General features: G+C 50.1%; 18 protein-coding genes. 13 read left to right on the plus strand and 5 right to left on the minus strand.

The window, feature by feature from the left end; all coding sequences use genetic code 11:
- Positions 1 to 3 precede the first annotated feature (3 nt).
- The 7 genes from AC13D2_RS07540 to AC13D2_RS07570 all read left to right on the plus strand — a co-directional run bounded on the left by AC13D2_RS07540 (position 4) and on the right by AC13D2_RS07570 (position 7,806).
- On the plus strand, positions 4 to 738 hold the full coding sequence (locus tag AC13D2_RS07540; RefSeq protein WP_292048544.1) for a tetratricopeptide repeat protein: 735 nt from the start codon (positions 4 to 6) through the stop codon (positions 736 to 738).
- Positions 738 to 2,054 (plus strand): TadA family conjugal transfer-associated ATPase, encoded by a 1,317-nt coding sequence (locus AC13D2_RS07545; protein WP_482938403.1) that lies wholly within the window; start codon positions 738 to 740, stop codon positions 2,052 to 2,054. Before AC13D2_RS07540 ends, AC13D2_RS07545 begins: the two co-directional genes overlap by 1 nt.
- Positions 2,048 to 2,923, plus strand: coding sequence for a type II secretion system F family protein (locus AC13D2_RS07550; RefSeq protein ID WP_292048542.1), 876 nt, complete (start codon positions 2,048 to 2,050; stop codon positions 2,921 to 2,923). Before AC13D2_RS07545 ends, AC13D2_RS07550 begins: the two co-directional genes overlap by 7 nt.
- A gap of 224 nt (positions 2,924 to 3,147) precedes the next feature.
- Positions 3,148 to 3,741, plus strand: a complete 594-nt coding sequence (locus tag AC13D2_RS07555; protein WP_292048540.1) for a type II secretion system F family protein — start codon at positions 3,148 to 3,150, stop codon at positions 3,739 to 3,741.
- 30 nt (positions 3,742 to 3,771) lie between these two features.
- Positions 3,772 to 4,932, plus strand: coding sequence for a hypothetical protein (locus AC13D2_RS07560; protein ID WP_482938404.1), 1,161 nt, complete (start codon positions 3,772 to 3,774; stop codon positions 4,930 to 4,932).
- Positions 4,933 to 5,223: 291 nt separating this feature from the next.
- Entirely contained in the window at positions 5,224 to 6,570 is a 1,347-nt protein-coding gene (locus AC13D2_RS07565; RefSeq protein ID WP_482938405.1) for a tyrosine-type recombinase/integrase, read from the plus strand.
- A gap of 237 nt (positions 6,571 to 6,807) precedes the next feature.
- Positions 6,808 to 7,806: a hypothetical protein gene (locus AC13D2_RS07570; RefSeq protein WP_482938406.1), complete on the plus strand. Its 999-nt coding sequence runs from the start codon at positions 6,808 to 6,810 to the stop codon at positions 7,804 to 7,806.
- A 5-nt stretch (positions 7,807 to 7,811) separates the two neighbouring features.
- On the opposite strand, the gene AC13D2_RS07575 is transcribed toward AC13D2_RS07570, so the two are convergent.
- From AC13D2_RS07575 to AC13D2_RS07595, 5 genes are all read right to left on the minus strand, one after another.
- A complete protein-coding gene (locus AC13D2_RS07575) occupies positions 7,812 to 8,783 on the minus strand; it encodes a YagK/YfjJ domain-containing protein (protein ID WP_482938407.1) in 972 nt (323 codons plus the stop codon).
- A 200-nt stretch (positions 8,784 to 8,983) separates the two neighbouring features.
- Positions 8,984 to 9,484: a DUF3987 domain-containing protein gene (locus tag AC13D2_RS07580; protein WP_482938408.1), complete on the minus strand. Its 501-nt coding sequence runs from the start codon at positions 9,482 to 9,484 to the stop codon at positions 8,984 to 8,986.
- A gap of 14 nt (positions 9,485 to 9,498) precedes the next feature.
- Positions 9,499 to 10,011, minus strand: a complete 513-nt coding sequence (locus AC13D2_RS07585; RefSeq protein WP_482938409.1) for a DUF3987 domain-containing protein — start codon at positions 10,009 to 10,011, stop codon at positions 9,499 to 9,501.
- Entirely contained in the window at positions 10,004 to 10,483 is a 480-nt protein-coding gene (locus AC13D2_RS07590) for a DUF3987 domain-containing protein (RefSeq protein ID WP_482938410.1), read from the minus strand. Before AC13D2_RS07590 ends, AC13D2_RS07585 begins: the two co-directional genes overlap by 8 nt.
- Positions 10,470 to 10,736 carry a helix-turn-helix transcriptional regulator gene (locus AC13D2_RS07595; RefSeq protein WP_482938411.1) on the minus strand — a complete coding sequence of 89 codons (267 nt, stop codon included), beginning with the start codon at positions 10,734 to 10,736 and terminating at the stop codon, positions 10,470 to 10,472. The genes AC13D2_RS07590 and AC13D2_RS07595 overlap by 14 nt, the downstream gene beginning before the upstream one ends.
- 258 nt (positions 10,737 to 10,994) lie before the next feature.
- On the opposite strand from AC13D2_RS07595, the gene AC13D2_RS07600 reads away from it, so the two are divergent.
- The 6 genes from AC13D2_RS07600 to tnpB all read left to right on the plus strand — a co-directional run bounded on the left by AC13D2_RS07600 (position 10,995) and on the right by tnpB (position 15,207).
- Positions 10,995 to 11,345: a hypothetical protein gene (locus AC13D2_RS07600; RefSeq protein WP_482938412.1), complete on the plus strand. Its 351-nt coding sequence runs from the start codon at positions 10,995 to 10,997 to the stop codon at positions 11,343 to 11,345.
- 31 nt (positions 11,346 to 11,376) lie between these two features.
- Positions 11,377 to 12,339, plus strand: coding sequence for a DUF932 domain-containing protein (locus AC13D2_RS07605; RefSeq protein WP_482938413.1), 963 nt, complete (start codon positions 11,377 to 11,379; stop codon positions 12,337 to 12,339).
- 85 nt (positions 12,340 to 12,424) lie between these two features.
- Entirely contained in the window at positions 12,425 to 13,426 is a 1,002-nt protein-coding gene (locus AC13D2_RS07610; protein ID WP_339783479.1) for a YqaJ viral recombinase family nuclease, read from the plus strand.
- A gap of 60 nt (positions 13,427 to 13,486) precedes the next feature.
- Positions 13,487 to 14,380: a recombination directionality factor gene (locus tag AC13D2_RS07615; RefSeq protein ID WP_482938414.1), complete on the plus strand. Its 894-nt coding sequence runs from the start codon at positions 13,487 to 13,489 to the stop codon at positions 14,378 to 14,380.
- 129 nt (positions 14,381 to 14,509) lie between these two features.
- Positions 14,510 to 14,875, plus strand: a complete 366-nt coding sequence (gene tnpA / locus AC13D2_RS07620) for an IS66-like element accessory protein TnpA (RefSeq protein WP_482938415.1) — start codon at positions 14,510 to 14,512, stop codon at positions 14,873 to 14,875.
- Positions 14,872 to 15,207 carry an IS66 family insertion sequence element accessory protein TnpB gene (tnpB, locus tag AC13D2_RS07625; protein WP_482938416.1) on the plus strand — a complete coding sequence of 112 codons (336 nt, stop codon included), beginning with the start codon at positions 14,872 to 14,874 and terminating at the stop codon, positions 15,205 to 15,207. Before tnpA ends, tnpB begins: the two co-directional genes overlap by 4 nt.
- Positions 15,208 to 15,267 lie beyond the last annotated feature (60 nt).

Raw genomic sequence — 15,267 nt, forward strand, 5'->3', positions numbered from 1 at the left:
ACCATGAAAAACGTATCGATATTGATCTTGCTATTGGTGACGTTGGCTGGCTGTGCAGCGCAGCCGCAAAAATACGTTACCGATGTGGTGGACCCAGGGCTGGAGGTGGATCGCCTGCTGGGACTGTATCTGGAAAACATGAGCAAAGGCCGGTCGTGTACTGGTGATCTGGGCAACGACTCCTTTCAGGAATGTGATGGAGTCCTTCGTCGCCTTTCCCAGATCTACGTGGCTTATCCCGACAATGAACGGGTGAATATGGCGATGGCTATCGTGAGCTATCAGTCGGGGCAGGTTGAGAAGGCACGTTTTGTTCTCGACCAGTTGCTGGCGAAAGGTCTTCCACGTCCAGAGGCCGCCGTGTTAAGAGCGAGAATTGCGCTGGAAGAGGGCAGTGTCAATCGTGCCGGGACCCTGTTGGAGGTACAGATACGCCAGAATCCAATGCACTTCGAGCTGCATGAAATGCTTGCGGCCACCCATTATGCAAATCGGAAATTCCCGGAAAGCATGACCAGTCTTGCGTTGGCAGAGCGGCTGGGAGCACCTGAATGGCGTATTGCTTACCACCGGGGGCTGATATTCGAAGCGAGAAAGAACCAACCGGCCGCCTGTGAGCAATACGTGACGTCGTACAGCCGAAATCGTGATTTTCACGCCCCCAGGGGGCGGCTGATGGCTCTTGCCGGGCACAAGGTTTGTTTTGAGCTGGCAGCCTTTGTAGAAGGAGACGCCTGATGCATCAAAGCACCGTTATGACGGATGATTTGGTGATCCGGCTCAGGCAGCACCTTCATCAACGGCTTATCGCTTCCGTTGAATCAGAGCCTCTGGTAATTGGCAATCCGGAACGGCTTAAAAAGCGGTTGTGGCATTTGCTGGAGTCGATCAAGACCGCTACCGGCCTGCGACTGAGCTCCGAACAGGGTGACGTTATCTGTACAGAGGTCGCTAACGAGGTCATCGGTTTTGGCCCGTTGGCCAAACTTATGGCGGATCCGGACGTAACCGACATTCTGGTAAATGGTGCTGATGCCATCTGGGTAGATCGCTCTGGGCAGCTTGAGCTGACTGACGTCCAATTCGATAATGAGGCGCACGTTCGAAGGTTTGTTGACCGTTATGTGGGAGCCGAAGGTAAGCACCTTGATTCCACAACCCCGACTGTAGATACCCGCCTCCCGGATGGCAGCCGCATGAATATTGTGATTCCGCCCCTGAGCCGCACAGGAACGATTGTCAGTATTCGCCGCTTTCGGCCGTCCCATTCATCGGTGGATGATCTGATCCAGTCAGGCATGTTGTCTCGGGAGATGGCAGACCTCTTGATTCTTGCTGTAAAAGCCAGGGTCAATATTGTGTTTGCAGGTGGCGCTGGGGCAGGTAAAACGACGTTACTGAACGCTGTTTCGGAGTTCATTCCTGATAACGAGCGGATCATAACCATCGAGGAATCGTCGGAGCTCGCGTTGAGGCACCAGCATGTCATTACGTTGGAAGGTCGCCAGGGGAACAGCGAGGGCCGCGGTAAAGTCGATCTCAGACTGCTGGTACGGAACGCCCTGCGTATGCGAGCTGATCGGATCATTATCGGGGAAGTCAGGGGCGATGAGGTATTCGACATGCTCCAGGCCATGAACGTTGGTCATGACGGAAGCCTGACCACCATACACGCCAACAACCCCTATCAAGTACTGAGGCGAATGGAAACGCTTGCCATGCTTGCCGATGGCCAGATTGCCAGAGAGACCGTTCGTAATCTGATCGAATCGGCGGTCCAGATCGTTGTACAGATTTCCCGAACAGCGGATGGCCATCGTCATGTGACGAGCATCTGTGAAGTCGGGGCGGGCGAGACGGGGTATCAGTTGACCGAGCTTTTCTGCACAGGGCGGGATGTTGAATCTTGTCAGAGTGATACCGGTCGCCGGCAATTCGTGTTCGAGGCAGGCTCAGTCCGACCTGGCTTTTTCGAAGGTATTTGGGAGAAGGGGTTGGAGGTACCAGCGTCTTTGAATACTCTCTGGCCTGTCCGGGAGTCGGAATCATGCTGAATGTTCTGGGAATTGTGGTGTCCGTGATTGCGTTTCTATGTTCCGCCCGCCTGGTTTATGTAAATCTCGTCAAGGAAGATCGTGTTGGTTCTGTGGATTTTGATAGGTTTGCCAGGGTTCGCCTCTCACCGTTGCGAAGGGTACTCAAAGTACTCGAGATCAATTTGGAGCCATTGTTCTTTATCGCAGGTATCGTACTGACGGGGACGGCTGTCTCTCTTGCATTCTCGACAGTATTCCCCGAACACCCGGGGCTTTCTGCGTTGGCCGGTATCAGCTTCCTGCCGGTATCCTATTTCATTCTCAAGGATCTGCTTCTATGGCGGGCCCAGCGATTTGAGCATGCCCTGGTGGATGTGCTGGACCTTATGACGGCCCTCAGTGCCAGTGGGGCGTCACCTTTGTATGCCCTGGATACTGCGTCGAAAGGCTCTCCAAAGTTCGTAAGTAAGCCCCTACTGGACATTGTCTCTCGCCTGAAACTGGGGGATACCGTTGAAAACGCAACGAGACCGGTATTGCATGCCTATCGAAGTGAAGGGGTTCGCCTGTTCATCATGGCGCTCAGATCCAGGTGGCATGACGGGCCGCATTTTGAGTCGCTGTTACGGGCCCTGTCCTCAACCCTCCGCCAGCGCCGCCGATTTATGGTCCAGATGCGGGGTCAGTTGTCAGGTGCCCGGTATGCCTTGCTTTTCGCAGCCGGTTTTCCATATCTGCTGATTCCGTTTTTTATGTGGAAGGAACCGGACTGGTTACTGCCTCTTACAGAGGCTTCAGCGGGCCCAACCGTCCTTTATACGGCGATACTTTGCCAGATTGGCGGGTTGCTTTGGATGCGAACCATCATGAGGAAGCAGGCATGGTGACGTCACTGCTTATCGATATCGGTCTTTGTATTGGTGTTCTATGCGGGATGGGGGGCGTTTATCTTCTCAGCCGTACCGAGCTTCGCCCAGATGCTGATGCAATATTAAGATCTTCGGGGGAGTATCGATGGCTCTATCCCGCGAAGCTAATGAGGCACGCCGGGATTATGCCGGCGGATTTCAGGTTTGTGTACTGGCCACTGAAAATATCCCTGGCGGTAACAATGCCCCTGGTACTCGCGGAGTTAAACACCGAAGCGCCGGTCTGGACATTGCTGTTGAGCTCTCTCAGTGCCTTCTTCACCCTGGATTTTCTTTTGTGGCAACGTCGTAAGCAGCGCCGCCAAACTCTTCAGGGCAACCTCAGTTTCTTTGTCGATCTGGTGAATGCGTACTTGCACTCTGGTGCTTCCATGGCGCGCGCCTTTGAATTGGCGGGGGAATTCGGTTTCGAGCGACGACACCCTTTGGCAATGGAAGTGCAGTTGGTCGCGATGGAGATACGAGCAGGGGAATCTTACGCCAAGGCATTTGAGCGCCTGTATCTCAGAACAGGCGTGCGAGAACTTCAACGGTTGGCCGCGGTGGTTACGGTAGGGCGCCAGGCAGGTGCTGCAATGACCGACACCCTCGCCCAGCAGTCCGACGTTATAAGGGACCGCCAGGATGAACTGAATCGAAAACTTATAAGCCAGAAGAGCATACTGCTTCTGTTTGCCATGATGGTCGTGGGCCTCCCTGTGTTTACGGTTATTGTGATCTTTCCGGCAATGATAAAGCTGGCTGAAATCTTTCAGTTGCTTAAAGGCATTCTTTAGTGGATTGCATGCATTCAGGAGTGTCTTCTCATGACTGGAACCAATAAGACGCGTCCATCTTTGACGCTTTCGAATCAGAAAGGCTTTGTGGTGACGGTTGAACTGATTCTGATCATAACGATACTTGTGCTGGGCTCGCTGGTGGGACTTATTGCCATCCGTGATGCGCTGTTCAAGCACTATGTGAACAAGCAATCGACGGAGGCGATTGTTGCCGATGCAACTGGAAAGCTGTTGGGCAAGGCTGTTGACTTCGACGAACACGACGCCCCCCGTATTTTCCTGTTTGACCGGACCCTGGGTGATGGCCAGACCCGACGGACCTTGATTGGAGTGCGGGATGATCGCTTCACTTCCAGGGAGGCGATTTATTACTCGCAACAGAACTGCAGCGGCACGCCCTGTATCAAGACAACCAGTGACGAGACTACAGATAGCGTGGGTGCTGATGCTCAGGCGGGATCTGGAAACGTCAGCTACTTCAACGCATTGCAGGGCTTTCCAAATTACGCCGTCGGGCGGGGCAGCGACGGGCTACCGGGTGCATTGTTTCGGGAAACGACCGAGGTATGCCCAGTCGACATTCAATCCCGCTGGGTATCGCAAAAGGTGGTTGCTGGCGAGCCTTGCGAGGCATTCAATGTCGATAATCAACCCACAGACCCCGCATACGCTGGTTGTCTGGCCAACTCAGTCGAGTCGTGCGAGTGTCCTGGCAGTTATGAAGACGAGTCTGATGTGCTGGATAATTATGTGCCGGAAATTGAGCGCTCGCTGAAACAAACGGTTGCTCAGGTCAATGCCAGGATTGGTCCAGCTCGATCGCTGGAGGTCCCATCTGATTTTACAGTTGGAACGCTCTGTTGCCGGGAGGCCTATGATCTGGACCCCGAAGGCCTGGTGGATGCGGTTGTGTTTGTTGCCACGGAGAAACTGATTGAAGAGCAACTCGATCTGAGCGATAGCCCTCTGGTTGAAGAAGCTGTGCTGGCAGTAATAGCCCCTCTTGAAGGAGACATAAACTGCACTTCCTTCATAGAGTTTCGGGCGGCTGAATCGGTGCCGGCTGCCGATAATTCTGCAGAGAATGCGCTGGAGCAATTTGAAGCGCCATTCTGGGTAAACGCGCCGAGTGGGCAGGCAGAGGAGGAGTGGTTTTCTACCGAGCCAACAGGTAGTGAAGGGCGTTGAACTATACTTTCCCGGCTTGGAAATGAAAAAGGCCAGTTCGAAGAACTGGCCTTTTTCATTTCCGTAATTGGTCGGGACGGTAGGATTTGAACCTACGACCCCTTGCACCCCATAAAGGTTCATAGCCATCCAATAGGGTCTAATCCAATCTAGCATAAAAACCTTTACCCCTGATTTAATTGATTTTTCCGTTTTGTGTTTTCCAACGGAATCCAATACCATCCAGTTTAAGCGATCGAGAAACGGTGACCAAACGGTGACGAGAATCCGGCCTTAATTGAGTGGGTGGTAATGGGAACGATTACAGACAAGCAAATGAACTCTAAGCCAGCGAAATCGGTCTGGTTGACTGAGGATGCTCCGAGGGGGTGTGGGCGTTTTATGGCTCGCATAATGAAAAGCGGAGACAGGCTGTTTTACTTCCGATATACAAATTCCCAGGGTGAACGGGTTTTCCTCCCAGTCGGCAATTACGACCAGTCCGGTAAAGATGGCTTAACTCTGCGAGAGGCGAGAACGAAGGCAGGTGAGCTATCTCGCTTATATCAGACTGGCATTCGGGATTTGAGGGAGTATCAAGAAGCGGAGGAGGATGCACGTAAGGCCACACATGAGGCAGAGATGGCCAGGCTGCGGGCTGAGCGAGAGGCTGCAGAAGCAGAAAAAGCACGCCAGGCCGCCCGTAAGACGGTGAAGGAGCTTTTCGAGCATTGGGCGGATATTGATCTGAAGAATCGGAAAGATTGCGGTGCAGAGGTTCGTCGGCTTTTTGAGAAGGACGTGCTTCCTAAGATTGGCCAGCTTGCGGTTGAAGATGTCAAAAAAGGCCATGTCACAGAGGTCGTTGATGCGCAGCTGAATCGGGGTGTGACCCGCATGGCGAAGCTAACGCTGAGCCTAATCCGGCAGATGTTTCGTTTTGCAGTCGACCGGGATTTGATCGAGTACGACCCCACAGCCAGTATCCGGAAGTCAAAAATTGGCGGCAAAGACGTTGAACGCGACAGGGTATTGAGTGAGGATGAAATAAAGGAACTCGCCAACCAGATACCGGATGCCCAAATGCTACCCTCTACGTCAATCGCAATCTGGATTATGCTGGCTACCTGCTGCCGGATCGGTGAGTTGATCAGGACAAGGTGGATTGATGTCGATGTGGAGCAGGGCATTTGGAAAATCCCTGCAGAGAATAGCAAGAACGGAAAGCCTCACGAAATTGCCCTTTCCAGCTTTGCTATCGCTTGGTTCAGAGATTTAATAAAACTGACTGGAGATTCTCAGTGGTGTTATCCCAACTCAATGGATTCTGCTCCAGTCTGTCCGAAATCTATCACTAAGCAAATCCGGGATCGTCAGTTACCCGTTGGGAAAGAGCCGAATAAGGGTAGGAGTTCGAAAGGGCAAGCTTTGATATTAGCCGGTGGCAAGTGGACGCCTCATGATCTTCGCCGGACAGGAGCCACGATAATGACTGCCCAGGGAGTTATACCCGAGGTGGCTGAGCGTTGCCTTAACCATACCGAAGAGAACAAGGTAAAGAGAGTGTACCAGCGTCACAGCTATGGTCCTGAAAAGAGAGAAGCGTGGGATCTTTTGGGCGTGTACCTTCGAAAACTTTTCCACACTGGCATCGGCTAAACGGTATTTCTCGTGAGTAATGACCAAAAAAAGTTAATCAGACTGCAGTCCATATCGTTAGATAAAGATGAACATCGTAAGCCTCTCCAGGAACTCTACTTAAAGACGGGGAAAAGGATATGGTGCATAGTCCCACCCTCCCAAGAAGTTTTTCTTCAAGAATCCACGGTGGACCGTTATGGTATAGAAAGCGGAAGGTCCTATTTTCGATTCTCAAAAACTAATTTGGTTATTTATTTGACACTCGACGAATCAAGACAGCTTATCTCTTGGGGCGCCTGCGATGTACATGAAATAATTGATTTGTTTCAGATAGATGAGGATCTTAATATACGTCGAAAGACTATCAAAGAGGTTGTTCTCTTCGTAAATCCAATTAATAAAATATTTAAAAGGGATAGTAATATAGGAAGATTTAGTGCTAACCCATTTATTCGAATGCACAGTAAGAGGCATAAATTTGTTGGTGGCTTATCGAAAAATATTGAAGGTGACTGCCTTTTAAAAAGAGATATGGAAGCGGTAAGCATTGCTATCAATCTAGATCATGTATTAATTGAAAAATCTGATCTCGATACCTATATAAAAGAATTACAAAAGACTGATCCTGAGTATATCAGACCCTCAACTATACTGTGGATGGGGTTGGGGATTCGTATAGTAAATAAAGTAGCCGAAGTAGTAGCATTAGATATCAAGAATGGGGAAAATCACGATAGTGACTCAATAAGATCAGAAATAAAAAATTATTATCAAAAATATTCTGGATTGGAACCATTCTCGCCTCAAAAACTTAATGATATCGTTAAAATAATTTCTGACGACGCAATTGTTTTTGCAAAGGGTTTTATAAGGCTATACAGCAGTAAATTAACGATGACTTTGTTAGATGTAGTGAATTTTTTGGCGCGATTCGATTATGAAAGTCAGACCTTTATTCAGTGTCGGAGTAGCTCGAGAAATCTTTCAGGTGATCCAAGGGGGCAGCTTCAAAGATTTGAAAATGAGAAAGTGGAAGATGTGAAAGAGCGATTATTACCCCATAGCGTCGATAATAGTAAAATGCTGGTTGAACTTTCAAAAAAGTCTAAGTGTATTTACTTTGCAAAAAGATCGAGAAATGCACATAACCATGCCAAATGGATTGAAGATGAGCTTGAGTCTTTAGGTTACAAGTCAGTATGGCATCTTTCGAAGACAATAAGTCAGCTGATCAGAATAAAAGAAAAGAAGTAAATTATTTATCTAAGGATCTTCCTTGGTCTCCCCATATTTTTCTTTGGCTGAGGCATATTACCTCGAAAAAACGTTCGATTGTCACCAATTACTGCTTGTAAAGAATAGTCCGTCTTTGCCAAATAGCGGGCTGCCAACTTGAGATTGGAAATTTTAACAGTATTCCAGTGATCTACACGTCCGACACCATAGTACTTATATCCGTATGGGTCCTTTGCATTACAGTTGTGGTAACCGCCTCTACCATTTGTTATTTTATTCTTCCAGTGTTCACCGATTAGTTGAGCAATTCTTATGTCCCTCTGGTATTTTGAGCCATCATAGATTAGCAGTACGTGGAAATGAAACCCTCTGTAATGCCCGTGTTCAAGAGAACCGACGAAGCCGGCTGGATTCGGTATGGATTTAGATTCATTCAGGTCTCGTCTGAATTGACCCCAGAACATTGTCATATCGGCTAGCAAATCTCTAGTGAAGTTTACCTGTTGTGGTTCGAGCCTTAAATGAAGATCTAGTCTTATGATTGTTAGCCTGGCATGAATGTTAATAAATGCATCGATGTAATTCTCTAAGCTTGACTCTCGTTTATTTTGAGACTTTCTCATTGATTTGGTGATTTCCTTGATGTTGGGCGTAGACATGTAGTCTATTAAAGAATTTTCGAATCTCATGTATGTCTCGTTCGATCTAATGTTGCCATTAAATAATTCTTTAATGTCTGAGAAAAGTAGTAAAGGCGATAGTGTTATCGATTTTGCCCAGAAGAACGCTGAAACATAAGGATTGGTTGAATAAAGTGGTGCTGTATCGGAAAAATAGTCTTCTGGTATAGATAAAAGTCGAATTATATTTAGCTTTGAATGGTTGTGTTTATTTTTTGGTATACCACCACATATCTTTATTGACAACGCCTCTATCGATTCTAGATCTTTTATGTTATCAATGGATTCGTGAATATATTCAATATTTAGGTTCATTGTAGGTTCCTGCTGTCTATCTCATACCACATTCATCTGATACTGGTTTATAACGTATTGCAATATCTTCCTTTGATTGTACTGGTATATATTCATCATGCTTACCTATAATAGAATAAGTACCAGAACTAAAGCGATTGGTTTTACTTAGTAGGGGCCTGAAAATATTGGTTTTCAGGCCGTTAAGTTAGTGTCCTATACTATGGGCTCAGTTGCGGCATTGTATCGATGTAAGTGGTTTTACCATCGTTGACGACTTTTACGCTTCCATTGAATAAAAGGTATTCGAGAGCGTTTCTAAACCGTCCAGGTTGTCTGATAGCTGAAGGAGCATATTGCCTTGCATGCCGTTTCGAGATGTATTGTCGGTTCTGGCTCCTGGCATTGGCCGTGAGCCAGTCATAGAGGATCATGGAGTCGACAATATGTTGAGGTGTTGAGTCGAAAACCATCATGTACTCCTTCGAAAAGAAAACGCATATGTGAATTGCTGTATTTAGTGTCTCAAGGCTGATTTCTCCATGTTCTTTATTGAATACATGCAGTATTCCGGCTACTCGGGCGATGTTCTCCATAAGCTTTGAGGCATGGTCAGTTGCGTTATGGTAGAGCCCGCCTGGCTGCATATACCTTTCAATTTCGTTAGCTGTATTGATGAATAGATCATGTGCAGGGGGTTCGAACTTTAGCGTGTGCTTCATGTTTACGGTTTACCTCAGCGGTTTGCACTTTTTTTGATAAGCTTTCTCATCCGGTCCATAAATGGCGCCGGATCAAAGCTATACCCTTCGTTAGGTAATATCTCTCGGTAGCCAATGGTGGATAAGGGGCCACAGACAAGCATTCTTGCCCAAAGACCTGAGGCCTTGGCTAAATCAGATTTTCGTTGACGGTATTCCTGGAAGGGGCCCGGTTGAATGGATATGAGCAAGGCCAGCCGTTGGTCCTGTAGCAGAAATGACTCTGATGTTTTCCGTGCGACTTTCAATGGCATGTTGCTCCAGCTGGAGTTCAGCATTGATAGTCCAGGGGTAACCAAGCGATTGAGAGTCCCAGTGCCTTCATCAGCAGACACGCATACATTTTTGGTATTTTGATGCATCCCCTGGACTAATGCCGGGTAGGTTGTGTCGTCATATAAAAGTTGAAATAGTTTTGGTTTTTTAGGCTTAGCTTGAAGATGTGCGTCAAGAAGCGCTTGCGCTTTTTCGATCGTGGATTTACTCATCAGTTGGTCCTTCTGCCAGAATCTGGTTGATGTTCTGTTCAATTGTCTTGCTGAGCTTCTTCTGGAGTTCTTTTTGGTGAATTTCCCAGATATGAATGTCACGTTCCCACTGGCGCAATTGCCTCTGATACTCTTGCTCGGCAGCGATGTCAGCATTGCGAATTGGCTTGAAGAAATAGTTGATTAGGCTGGATTTCCTTTCACCAGAATCCGCAATTAAAAGCCCGAATAAGGAAAGGGATGTAATACCTCCTGCTGGGCGTTCAACATTGCATAAAGGCTGTGTCACTGTGGATGCGGCAATTAGGGCGGTGAGCAATGTAGTAGCGTAAGGCGCCTTGATTTTTTCGCCAGCATCGCAGATGGCTTCACCGAGCAGTCCTAATTGCAACGGGTCTGGTAGCCCGGTGTACCGATCAAATAGGTTTGGTTGGCTGTGCCACCTTGTTGGAAATGGTCTATTCTGTTGCACTGATAATCTCCTCAATCCCGGACATTTGTTGATTTCGTGACTTCTCAATCTGAAGTTCCATCCAGTCGTCGAGCTCATACTCGATCCAAGCCACTGCGCCACCCCCGATCCTAATTTGCTGCGGGAAATCTGCGTCGAAGTACTTTGAGCCTTTCTTGAGTCGGTTGTAGATTGATGCGCGAGACAATCCAGTTTTTTCCATCACGGTTCTTAGCCGGATGAAACGGATTTTTTGCTTAGGTGTGTCTTTCATGGTTTGCCTCCTCATCAATCTGAGTAAAGGCTAAACCTGCATCGGGTTGCGACGCTCTTTTATGCCGGGAATATTCCGGAATATCCCTAGACTCAGATTAACTTTCAGGCGGGATAGGCCTGAACCACTGCTACTTCTGCTACGCGTAGCGGACGTAGCAGCTAATTCGGCTACTCCAAAAGATTTCAAACCTATATCACCCCGGTGAACAAAGGCGCTGACCGTGCCTTCTCTCCCAATTCACAGAGGTGATTTCCGATGTCCGAACAATGTCCTAACTGCCTGTCCATTCGGATTGGCAAGAACAACTACGGCAAGAAAACGGCCGGCGTGGTCGGCGCGTCTGCTGGTACTTATGGCGGCTACGCGGCTGCAACAGCTGGAGCTCAAGCGGGTGCGTCCCTTGGGGTTGTTGCTGGCCCGGTAGGCGCAGCTGTAGGTGGTATCGGTGGTGCTCTAATCGGTGCGTTGCTGGGTGGCGCTACCGGTGCATCTGCTGGCGTGATTCTGGGCGATGTCTTGGATGACCGAGTTCTCGACAACTACCACTGTCTTGAATGCGGCTATTCCTTCAGTACTGATTCTGACTCTCACGACGACATCCGTTAATTCCCCTCGCACATTTCAAAGGAGAACAACCATGGCTCATCTTATCGAGCAAATGGCCTACGTTGGCCAAACCCCTTGGCATGGCCTGGGGAGCGAACTGACTTCAAATCAGCCCTTGGAAGTTTGGGCCAAACAGGCTGGCTTGGATTGGCAGATTGAAGAAAGCCCGGTGCGCTTCGTCACCAATGCCGGTGGCCCTCTCGGAGAGATTTTGGCTTATCCGGATAGCAAGGTGCTGTATCGTTCGGATACCAAAGCTCCCCTGTCTGTTGTTGGCAACCGGTTCAAGGTCGTTCAGCCAGAAGAGATTCTGGAGTTCTACCGGGATCTGACTGAAGTCTCTGGTTTTGAGCTGGAAACAGCAGGTGTTTTGAAAGGTGGTCGAAAAATGTGGGCACTGGCGCGTACCGGTCAATTTGGTGTGCTGAAGGGCAACGACCAAACCAATGGCTACGTGCTGCTAGCCACAGCTTGTGACGGCACTATGGCAACGACGGCTCAATTCACCAGTATTCGCGTGGTGTGCAACAACACTCTTGCGGTTGCGCTGAAAGATGCCACGGCTACGGCAGTTAGGGTAAAACACAACACGGCTTTCGATGCGGATCTTGTGAAGAAGCAGCTAGGCATATCGGTTACCGCCTGGGATGACTTTATGTATCGTCTCAAAACGCTGAGCGAGCGCAAGGTCAAAACTACGGAAGCACGAAACTACTTCCTGAAAGTGTTTACGGAGGATGTGAAGGAGGGCGTGGGCAAAACCAACGAACGATCCATGGCCCGCGCACTCGCGCTTTATGAAGGTGAGGGCATGGGTGCCGCTTTGGCGTCGTCGGATGGCACGGCTTATGGAATACTGAGTGCGGTCACTGAATTTATCGACCACCACCGCAGAGCCAAAACCATAGATCACCGGGTAGATTCTGCCTGGTTTGGAACCGGCGCCGCCGTTAAGAACCGGGCGCTAGAGCAGGCCATGTCACTTGTGGCTTAACACCGCTTACTAAAACCAAAACGTCATAAAGCCCCGCTTGAGCCTATTGCTCTTGCGGGGCTTTTTTATGTCTGGAGGAAACATCATGGGCATGAGTGCAAAAGCAATTCAAAAGCAGCGCCCAGCTTTGCGGCTGGTCTCCACTAAGGATCTCAGCCGAGACGAATGGCTGAAGGTGCGCAAAAAGGGTATTGGCAGTAGCGATGCCTCTGCAGCCATTGGCATGAACCCATATCAATCCCAGCTTGAGCTGTGGATGGTGAAAACCGGGCGGGATGCGAGCTTACCAAAGCCGGATTCAGGCAATCCCAGCTCACCGGTGTATTGGGGCCATGTTCTGGAGCCAATCGTAGCTGAGCAATACAGCCAGCAGACAGGCCGCAAAGTGCGCCGAGTGAATGCGGTGCTGCAGCATTCTGATCCCGACAAGCATTGGATGCTGGCGAACCTCGATTACTCCGTAGCAGCCGATGACGAAGTGCAAATCCTTGAGTGTAAAACGGCAGGAGAGTTTGGGTCACGCTTATGGAAGGAAGGTGTACCCGACTATATCCAGTGCCAGGTGCAGCATCAGTTGGCGGTGACCGGTAAGCAGGCAGCGGACGTGTGCGTTCTGTTGTGTGGTCAGGAGTTGAAGATCTACCGCGTTGAACGGAACGACGAGCTTATCGAGGCACTGTATGTGCTGGAGCGCCAGTTCTGGGATTTCGTGGAAACGGACACGCCGCCACCCGTTGACGGTACCGATTCTGCCGAACGTGCCTTACGCCACCTGTACCCGGTAGACCGAGGGGAGACCTTGGACTTCAGCCAAAGTAAGGAACTGTCGGATGCGTTCGACGAGCTATTGGCCATCCGCTCGGAAATGGAAAGCCTCAAATCCACTGAATCCCAGCTGAAACAGCGAATCGAGAGTCAGATGGGCGAAGCCTCAAAGGCAACATTCCCCAGTGGCAGCGTGAGCTGGAAGCGGAGCAAGGATTCCGTGGGGCTCAACGTGAAGCAACTGCTGAAGGATCAGCCAGAGCTTCTGGATCAATACCCACTCACCAAGCCGGGCAGTCGGCGGTTTCTCATTCAAGCATAAAACCCCATTGGCCATGCGGGCGTGACGAGTGCCCCGTGGCCCTTTTTCAGGAGAGACATCATGATTAAAGGCTTAGCGATTACGCCGCCCGTGTTGGGGCGCATCAGTATCGGTCGGGTAATTGAGAAGAACGGCATCCGCTTGCCACAAAAAGACAATCAATTCACCATCACCTCGCAGATCCAGGAGAAAGATGGATGGGTGCTGCATCCCATGGACGAAGAGCTGAGAAAGAATGCGCCAAACGGCAAGTTGCGCACCATTCCGGTACGCATGTTGTTCAACGAGGCGGATCTCAACCTGCGGGCTGAGTACACCATGTTCGACCGCAAAAACGGGCGGCCCATGTGTGTCGGTAATGGCGACACCTGTAAGCGTCTGACGCAATCAGGAGTCCAGTCGTTGCCATGCCCGGGGCCAACGTTGTGTGAGTTCGGTAAAGGTGGTCTGTGCAAGCCGTATGGCCGCCTGAACGTGAAGGTCGGTGATGACGATGATCTCGGTACCTTCATCTTCCGCACGACCGGTTACAACAGTATCCGGACGCTTGCCGCCAGGCTGAGCTATTACCGGGCCGTCTCTGGTGGTCTATTGGCGTACATGCCGCTGGAATTGAAGCTGCGAGGCAAAAGCACGACGCAGAGCCATCGAACGCCAATCTACTACGTGGATTTGGTGATCAAAGACGGGATGTCATTGCAAGAAGCGGTGGCCGAGGCAAGGGAAAAAGCCAGGCAGATGAAGGAGGAGGGCGTTGATCAGGCTGCGTTGGATGCTGCGGCTGCAAAGGGGTTCGGCAATGCGCTGTTTGAATATGATGAAGGTGAGATGAGTCAGGTGGTTGAGGAGTTTTATCCAGTGACTAAAGATGCAGACAAGGGGCTAGTAGACGGTTCCTCTGTCGTATCGAAGCTAAAAAGGGGCCTCGAACCTGCCACGTCAGCTTCCGGATGAAATTAAACGAGTGGTCCTACATTGGCCACTCATCTGGTCGCTGCATGGTAACCGTCCGGCTAACCCATCTTGAGCCCGATGCCGAAGCCTTCAAGATAGTGTCCACTTATTCTTTAGTGGACACTATCTATGAACAACGTAAGCGCAACCCGCCCTTACCGAAAACGTCGCTGGCACGCTCCGGAATTTAAAGCTCGGCTGGTGGCCGAGTGCCATAGCCCTGGTGCGTCTGTTTCTCGTATTGCCCTGTATAACGATCTTAACGCCAACCAGCTTCGGCGCTGGATCAGAGAGTCGAAGCAAGTAGAGGGAAGCCAACCCCCAGCCTTTGTACCGTTTCGTTTGCCGGCTGCGGGCGGGCATACGACGAAGCCGGCTGATAAGGGTCACACCATCCGCATCGAGATTCCACGAGCCGGCGGCTCGGTTGTGGTGGAGTGGCCCGTCGATCAAGCTCATCAATGCGCGGCGTTTCTACGCGAGCTGATGCCATGATCCGCATTGACGAGATTTGGCTGGCCACCGAACCCTTGAATATGCGGGCCGGGCCAGATACGGCGCTGGCGCGTGTCGTCCATGTGTTCGGTTCAGCCCGACCTCATTGTGCGTACCTGTTTGCCAATAAACGGGGCAACCGAATGAAAGTGTTGATCCATGATGGCTTAGGCATCTGGCTCTGTGCCCGTCGGTTGAATCGTGGCAAGTTCCACTGGGGCGAAACCTGGCGTGGCAAGCAGCTGCTGTTAACGGACGAACAGTTGGCCGCGCTGGTTCAAGGGCTACCGTGGCAACGTCTCGGTGCTGCCGGTGTGATCTCGGTTTTGTAACCACAAGCTTGCCACCCAGACCCTCATCAGAATGGCGCATCGTCACGGTGTCCGTGGCTT

The sequence above is a fragment of the Marinobacter sp. B-12 genome (assembly GCF_056857915.1).

Excerpts from the sequence above, each read along its gene's own strand:
- AC13D2_RS07555 (WP_292048540.1), top strand. The coding sequence starts at position 3,148 with ATGCCCCTGGTACTCGCGGAGTTAAACACCGAAGCGCCGGTCTGGACA.
- tnpB (WP_482938416.1), top strand. The coding sequence starts at position 14,872 with ATGATCCGCATTGACGAGATTTGGCTGGCCACCGAACCCTTGAATATG.
- AC13D2_RS07565 (WP_482938405.1), top strand. The coding sequence starts at position 5,224 with ATGGGAACGATTACAGACAAGCAAATGAACTCTAAGCCAGCGAAATCG.
- AC13D2_RS07600 (WP_482938412.1), top strand. The coding sequence starts at position 10,995 with ATGTCCGAACAATGTCCTAACTGCCTGTCCATTCGGATTGGCAAGAAC.
- tnpA (WP_482938415.1), top strand. The coding sequence starts at position 14,510 with ATGAACAACGTAAGCGCAACCCGCCCTTACCGAAAACGTCGCTGGCAC.
- AC13D2_RS07580 (WP_482938408.1), bottom strand. The coding sequence starts at position 9,484 with ATGAAGCACACGCTAAAGTTCGAACCCCCTGCACATGATCTATTCATC.
- AC13D2_RS07605 (WP_482938413.1), top strand. The coding sequence starts at position 11,377 with ATGGCTCATCTTATCGAGCAAATGGCCTACGTTGGCCAAACCCCTTGG.
- AC13D2_RS07545 (WP_482938403.1), top strand. The coding sequence starts at position 738 with ATGCATCAAAGCACCGTTATGACGGATGATTTGGTGATCCGGCTCAGG.
- AC13D2_RS07615 (WP_482938414.1), top strand. The coding sequence starts at position 13,487 with ATGATTAAAGGCTTAGCGATTACGCCGCCCGTGTTGGGGCGCATCAGT.
- AC13D2_RS07550 (WP_292048542.1), top strand. The coding sequence starts at position 2,048 with ATGCTGAATGTTCTGGGAATTGTGGTGTCCGTGATTGCGTTTCTATGT.
- AC13D2_RS07540 (WP_292048544.1), top strand. The coding sequence starts at position 4 with ATGAAAAACGTATCGATATTGATCTTGCTATTGGTGACGTTGGCTGGC.
- AC13D2_RS07560 (WP_482938404.1), top strand. The coding sequence starts at position 3,772 with ATGACTGGAACCAATAAGACGCGTCCATCTTTGACGCTTTCGAATCAG.
- AC13D2_RS07595 (WP_482938411.1), bottom strand. The coding sequence starts at position 10,736 with ATGAAAGACACACCTAAGCAAAAAATCCGTTTCATCCGGCTAAGAACC.
- AC13D2_RS07575 (WP_482938407.1), bottom strand. The coding sequence starts at position 8,783 with ATGAACCTAAATATTGAATATATTCACGAATCCATTGATAACATAAAA.
- AC13D2_RS07585 (WP_482938409.1), bottom strand. The coding sequence starts at position 10,011 with ATGAGTAAATCCACGATCGAAAAAGCGCAAGCGCTTCTTGACGCACAT.
- AC13D2_RS07610 (WP_339783479.1), top strand. The coding sequence starts at position 12,425 with ATGGGCATGAGTGCAAAAGCAATTCAAAAGCAGCGCCCAGCTTTGCGG.